The following is a 6,323-nucleotide window of genomic DNA, read 5'->3' as shown; positions in this document are numbered from 1 at the left end:
GTCCCCAGTCCCCAATCCCCCAACATCCAAGGATTCATCTTCGATTTAGATGGTGTGCTAACAGATACAGCAGAACTTCATTATCTAGCTTGGAAGAAGTTAGCAGATGAAGAGGGTATACCATTTAATCGCCAAGATAACGAAGCGCTGCGGGGTGTATCTCGTCGTGCTTCCCTCATGCTGATTCTTGGGGATAGACCATATACAGAAGCTCAAATCATAGAGATGATGGAGCGCAAAAATCAATACTATGTGGAATTGATTCAAAATATGACATCCAAGGATTTGTTACCAGGTGCGATCGCTCTTTTGGATGAACTGCGACAAGCTGGGATTAAAATCGGCATTGGTTCAGCTAGTAAAAATGCCCAGACAGTAATTGAGCGATTGGGCATTGCTGATAAAGTAGATGCGATCGCGGACGGTTATAGCGTGCAGCAACCTAAGCCCGCACCCGACTTATTTTTGTACGCAGCCCAGCAGCTAGGAATCGAACCAACGCAATCTGTAGTTGTAGAAGATGCCACAGCAGGCGTTGAGGCGGCTCTAGCTGCTGGAATGTGGGCAGTAGGACTCGGCCCCGTTGAACGAGTTGGAGCCGCTCATGTCGTATTACCCAGCCTAGCAGGTATCAAATGGGCAGATTTAAGAACCAAATTGAGTGACATTGCCAGACAAAAATATTCAGGGACTTCCAATTAACAATTCAAAATTAAAAAATAACTAAAAGAATGTAGAGATGTCGTAATGCTGCGTCTCTACAAGGTTTATGGATAAAGCATATTTCATATTTGGAGATGTCTAATAACTGCTGAACAGCAAAAGCTAAGATCGTCCCAGTCGGGAATCTCAAATAAAACCCAACTTTAGAGATCCAAATTAGGAGTGAGAGCGTGAATTTGGACGATTTAGCCTTACAGATCCAGAATATGCGTCAGCGCGTCGCCCTTTTGCAACGCCAGAGTGAACAGCAAAAAGCACAGGAAGATATTGAACTCCTCACAGATGTATTCAAGGAACTCTACCTAGCTTTGGAAGAAATGCAAATAGCTAATGAAGACTTACAGCAACAGAATGAAAAATTATCCAGCGCTCAACAGTCATTAATCGCACAAGGTCAACGCTACCAGGAACTATTTGAGGAAGTACCAGATGCCTATTTAGTGACCGATCCAAAAGGAGTAATTCAAGAAGCTAACTCTGCTGCAAATACTCTGTTGAACATCTCAAAGAATTTCCTGTTGGGCAAACCTCTTGCAATTTTTGTGGTTGAGAAAGAACTGATTGCTTTTCATTTGAAACTGAATCATCTGCGCGATCGCGCCGCAATTCCCAACTGGAAAATGCAAGAGTGGGAAGTAAACCTGCGACCGCGTGACAAAACATCCATTATGGTAGCAGTGAAGGTAGCTGCTATCCGCAATCAACAAGGTAACTTAGTTGGTCTGCGGTGGCTATTGCGGGATATTAGCGAAAGCAAGCGCACTCAAGCCAAGCTGGAATGGGCAGAAGAGGCGATGCGACAAGCGCTTGCCAAAGAAAGAGAGTTTAGCGAACTTAAATCCCGCTTGATCGTTACCACCTCCCATGAATTTCGCAACCCCTTAGCTACCATCCACTCTTCTGCGGAACTACTAGAACATTATCGCCATCTATGGAGCGACGAGCGACAACAGATTCACCTGCGTCGCATTCAAACATCTGTTATGCATATAACCCAGTTGCTGAATGATGTATCAGTGTTGAATCAAGATGAAACAGGCAAGTTAGAGTTTAATCCCACACCTCTAAATTTGGTGGAATTTTGCCGCGATCTATTAGAAGAGTTAAAACAGAGCGATCGCTCCCAACATGCGATCGTTTTTAGCAGTGAGTGCCAATGCACCCCAGCTAACTTAGACGCTAAACTACTGCGGCAAATCTTAAGTAATTTATTGTCGAATTGTCAAAAATACTCTCCCATTGGCAGCACAGTTAAGTTTTCTGTCACCACTGCCAACGATCGAGCTATATTCCAAACTCAAGATTCTGGTATTGGCATTCCTGCTTCTGACATTGAACACATCTTTGAACCCTTCCATCGTGCCAGTAATACAGGTAATATCTCAGGAATAGGATTAGGGATGTCCATCGTCAAGCAGGCTGTAGATTTACATAGCGGCGAGATTATTGTCGAAAGTGCGATCGGTACAGGAACTACCTTTACAGTCATTCTGCCATTTTCGAGAAATTTGTATGTGTAACGGTTTGCACGAATGCTGCTTTTATCTCTGATTGGTTTGCTATTAATTTTTGTTGCTTTCTAATGGATTGAAACCAAGACAGAGTAATTATTTGAGTCAATTAAACCTCAAAAAGACTGGAGAATAATCAATCACTTTTATTTATTGAATTAAAAATAAAATATAATTGCTTCTATGCTTGAAGGTCTTTAAAGTAGAGTTAGCCGGTCAACAATTAGTTGATTGTAAAGTTTTTCTTAACAATAGCTTAGGGAAACAAACTTAAGGACTTTGTATATTTAAGTGTGGGTTTAAAATATTACGCCTGTGGTAATCTCTAACAAATCAGAATACGCGCTTCTAGCCCTGTTAGAGTTAGCAGCCTGCTACCCTAACGGTGAAGCCCTACAAATTCGAGAAATAGCGGTCTTACAAGACATACCAAACCGCTATTTGGAACAACTCCTGGCAACATTAAGGCGTGGAGGCTTAATTAAGAGTATACGCGGAGCCAAAGGTGGCTATGTTCTGGCACGAGATCCTGGAAAAATTACAGTGTTGGATGCTTTTAGCTGCATGGAAGGGTCAGATATTGTTGTATCTGATGGTGAGCCGACTCCCAACACGGTAGAAGGTGAGCTAATTCAGGAAGTCTGGCAGGAAGCACGTCAGGCTGCTAACTCCGTTTTGGAAAAATATACACTCCAAGACCTTTGCGAACGAAGATCGATCCGAAAGCAGAAAGAACTCATGTATTACATTTAGAAAGGATGAAGTGGTAAAATTCTCATCCTTAGCTCGACTTTATCCATTTTTATCGATGCAATGACCCTTTGGAGCATTGCAAGGTAGTGCGATCGCAAACAAATTTGGGTTTCAGTTTCACTGCATTCATAAAATTTAAATCCAGTTCCACAAGGTAAAGATAGTTTCTAGCGTTGAGAGACTCTCCATCGCTCTATTTACCAGTGGTTGTACAGCTATGGCTTTGTCCAGCCAAACATGGGTGAGAGTTGGTTTTTTATCTTGCCCAGAGTCAACACAAAGGTGATGCAAATTGCCTTGAATACCTTTGTCCAACAAGTCAATAAAAAGTAATAAGGGCTTTCCAAGAAATAAATTATCAATTTTGTGGGATGAGCATCTTGCCCGTCCTAATATTGGGGACGGGCAAGATGCCCATCCCACAAGAAAATTTGGGATATTTTTTTATTTGGAAGTCCCTAAGACCTATAACTAAAATTATTCTTATTTAATAGATAAATGGCTAGATTGAATTTCTAAGTTACCAAATTCACTAATAGTTAAACATCTAGGCAGTCATCAAAATATTGGATTTGCTGAAGTACTCTATATTCCCGCATCTACACTGTGAATTTTGGACAGCAATCTGGGAAAGATAAGTTTGTAACGATTGATGAACTTTGAAATTCTAGAGACGGGTATTCATAATGTTACCAGAAATATTACTTCGGCAGTCAAGACATGAGAGTATGCCCATTATTGGTGGTACAACAAAAGCTGATGAACCGAACTTGCAATTAGAATCAACTTTGCAGGAATTACCCTCTTGGCAAGTTCACATCGAAGTAGAGCGTCCCGGCAATGATTTAGCTATCCTCTTTAAGCAAGAGCCTTTATTACCAGGAATCATCCTTAATAATAATCAACAATATGTGGGGATGATTTCCCGGCGGAAATTTTTTGAGCAGATGAGCTATCCCTACAGTTTGGCACTATTTTCCATAAAACCGATTAGAATTCTTTACAAGTTTTTCCAGACAGAGATATTAGTCTTTTCTGAAGATACGCTCATTGTCAATGCTACTCAGGCAACTTTACAACAACCACCCCAAATCACCTATGAGCCGATTTTAGTTAAAACTACGTCTGGAAAATATAAGGTGGTTGATTTTCATCAATTACTCTTAGCCTACTCCCAAATTCATGTATTAACACTCCTTCACCTACAGCAAGTAGAAGAACAATCTAGAATTGCCAAAGCAGGCTTTTGCGATCTTCAGCAAAACTATACGCGATTAATTCAAAATGAAAAGATGGCTGCATTAGGACAACTCGTTGCTGGTATTGCCCACGAAATCAACAACCCTGTCAACTTTATTGCTGGGAACCTTGTCCACGCCATCGAATATAGTCAAAATATACTCAATCTCATTAGATTATACCAACAATGTTATCCCGAACCAGAAGCGGAAATTAAAACTGCGATCGCACAAATTGAACTGGATTTTTTAACTACCGATCTCCCCCGTCTTCTCACTTCTATGGAGGTTGGTACCAGGCGAATCGAGCAAATTATTCTTTCCTTACGAAACTTCTCTCGTCTGGATGAATCTGACAAAAAATTAGTTGATATCCATGAAGGTATTGATAGCACCCTAGTAATTTTACAAAGTCGTCTCCAAAACCACCAAATCGGTAAAAGCATCAACATAATTAAAGAATATGGCGAGCTTCCCCAAGTAGAATGCTACGCCGGGTTACTTAATCAGGTATTTATGAATATTTTGGCGAATGCTATTGATGCTCTCGAAGAGTCATTATTAATAGATAAAGGAAAAATTTGCATTCGGACTCAATTAACCAATGACAATCGAGTAATTATTCGCATTTCCGATAATGGCCCTGGGATTCCAGAGAGTTTGCAAAAGCGATTATTCGATCCATTTTTCACAACTAAACCCGTTGGGAAAGGAACTGGATTAGGTCTATCTATCAGCTATCAAATTGTTGTGGAAAAACACGGTGGTCAGTTGGAGTGCATATCGGTTTTTGGCCAAGGAACTGAGTTCGCGATCGCAATCCCAGTTCACCTAAATTCTTAACTTATTTAGAAAAAGGAGCCGGAAAAAATTAGGACGAAAATAATCAGCTGTTTTTATTCACGTACATATTTTATTCTAACTATAAGTTCCTGCTTTTTCAGTTGTTACCGTAACAGGCTCTGACACAATATCATCTATCTTATTAAACTCTCCAGCCCGCCAACTATCAGTTGTACCCTTGATAAAACTGGCAATCGGGATTGCAATTAGCAAACCCAGCACTCCTCCTAATTTTGCCCCTAATAGCAAAGAAATCACTACCCACACAGGATTTAAACCAGTCAAATTACCAAGAATTCGAGGTGCAATAAAATTAGAATTAACTTGGTCGATTGCAACAGCTACACCTAAAACTTCAACTCCTAACCAAAAGTTTTGCAACGCCACCAAAAGACTGACTATAGCAATACCTACTCCTGTACCAAAAGGGAAGAGAGAAAACAAACCAATACCGAGGCCAAAAAGCAAAGCCAGGGGAACTTGCAGCGCCACAAATGCCAGTGTAATTGTCACACCTAACACGGCTCCCAATGTTGCTTGACCGATAAAGTAATTCTGAAAATCCTCTCGCAGTAATTCCCGCAATCTTAACCCAATGTTATGGGGAAACCACTGAAATATTCCATCCCAAAGACGCTCGCCGTTTAATATTAGATAGACAGTCAGCACTACCGCCAGTAGCACGTTGAGAACAATACCAATAGTATCGACGGCAAAACCAAGAATTCTACCAGTAAAGGACTGAAGTTGGTTAGATAATCGATCGAGAACTTGGGTAAATAAACCACTTAAATTAATGGGAAGTTGTTGTTGACTTAACGCCCAATCCTGGAAGGCTTGCAGTTGCTGAGTTCCAGAATCAATCCAACTGGGCAAAATATTGGCTAGCTCGTTGAGTTGCTGGATAATCAGCGGAACCAAGGTGATGCCTAAAGCGACTAAAATCACTAGAGTTAAAAGCAACACTCCTGCGATCGCTAAATTACGTTTTACCCCTTGTTCTTGCAAAAACTGGATGGGATAGTTCAAGACAAAAGCCAGTAGGATGGCGGCGGCGATAATGCTGACCAAGGGTTGAAAATACTGTACAACCTGGATTAATAGCCAACCGTTGAGAATAGCAATAGGAAATGCCAATCCTATAGTTAACCATCGCGGTAGTTTGTTTGCTGATTGCATTATGTGATTACTCCACAAGAGTTATAACTTTATTTTGGCTTCTAGGATTGGGGAGTTAGGGGAGCAGGGGGAGTAG

Annotated in this window: 5 protein-coding genes and 1 pseudogene; 5 read left to right on the top strand and 1 reads right to left on the bottom strand. The window is 40.9% G+C overall.

Annotated features, from left to right (window positions below):
• From pgmB to CDG77_RS32715, 5 genes and pseudogenes are all read left to right on the top strand, one after another.
• The coding region (gene pgmB, locus CDG77_RS32730; RefSeq protein ID WP_094333359.1) for a beta-phosphoglucomutase at positions 1–702 on the top strand (702 nt) is incomplete at its 5' end.
• A 191-nt stretch (positions 703–893) separates the two neighbouring features.
• Positions 894–2,243 carry a PAS domain-containing sensor histidine kinase gene (locus CDG77_RS32725; protein WP_094333358.1) on the top strand — a complete coding sequence of 450 codons (1,350 nt, stop codon included), beginning with the start codon at positions 894–896 and terminating at the stop codon, positions 2,241–2,243.
• 306 nt (positions 2,244–2,549) lie between these two features.
• A complete protein-coding gene (locus tag CDG77_RS32720; protein WP_094333357.1) occupies positions 2,550–2,987 on the top strand; it encodes an RrF2 family transcriptional regulator in 438 nt (145 codons plus the stop codon).
• Between the two features lie 183 nt (positions 2,988–3,170).
• Positions 3,171–3,311 (top strand): annotated as a pseudogene (locus CDG77_RS38215) (IS630-like element ISAva6 family transposase); the annotation flags it as partial.
• A gap of 404 nt (positions 3,312–3,715) precedes the next feature.
• Positions 3,716–5,068 carry an ATP-binding protein gene (locus CDG77_RS32715; RefSeq protein WP_223270106.1) on the top strand — a complete coding sequence of 451 codons (1,353 nt, stop codon included), beginning with the start codon at positions 3,716–3,718 and terminating at the stop codon, positions 5,066–5,068.
• Between the two features lie 75 nt (positions 5,069–5,143).
• Here CDG77_RS32715 and CDG77_RS32710 read toward each other — a convergent pair whose 3' ends face one another.
• Entirely contained in the window at positions 5,144–6,247 is a 1,104-nt protein-coding gene (locus CDG77_RS32710) for an AI-2E family transporter (protein WP_094333355.1), read from the bottom strand.
• Positions 6,248–6,323 lie beyond the last annotated feature (76 nt).

It is taken from the genome of Nostoc sp. 'Peltigera membranacea cyanobiont' 213 (assembly GCF_002245975.1).
In the GTDB taxonomy this organism is placed as follows: Bacteria; Cyanobacteriota; Cyanobacteriia; order Cyanobacteriales; family Nostocaceae; genus Nostoc.
Note: the sequence above shows the minus strand (reverse complement) of the source record. Positions and strands in the feature narration are given on the sequence as shown.

Bases quoted from the DNA above. Each gene is read 5' to 3' on its own strand.
- CDG77_RS32715 (WP_223270106.1), top strand. From the start codon at position 3,716: ATGCCCATTATTGGTGGTACAACAAAAGCTGATGAACCGAACTTGCAA.
- CDG77_RS32710 (WP_094333355.1), bottom strand. From the start codon at position 6,247: ATGCAATCAGCAAACAAACTACCGCGATGGTTAACTATAGGATTGGCA.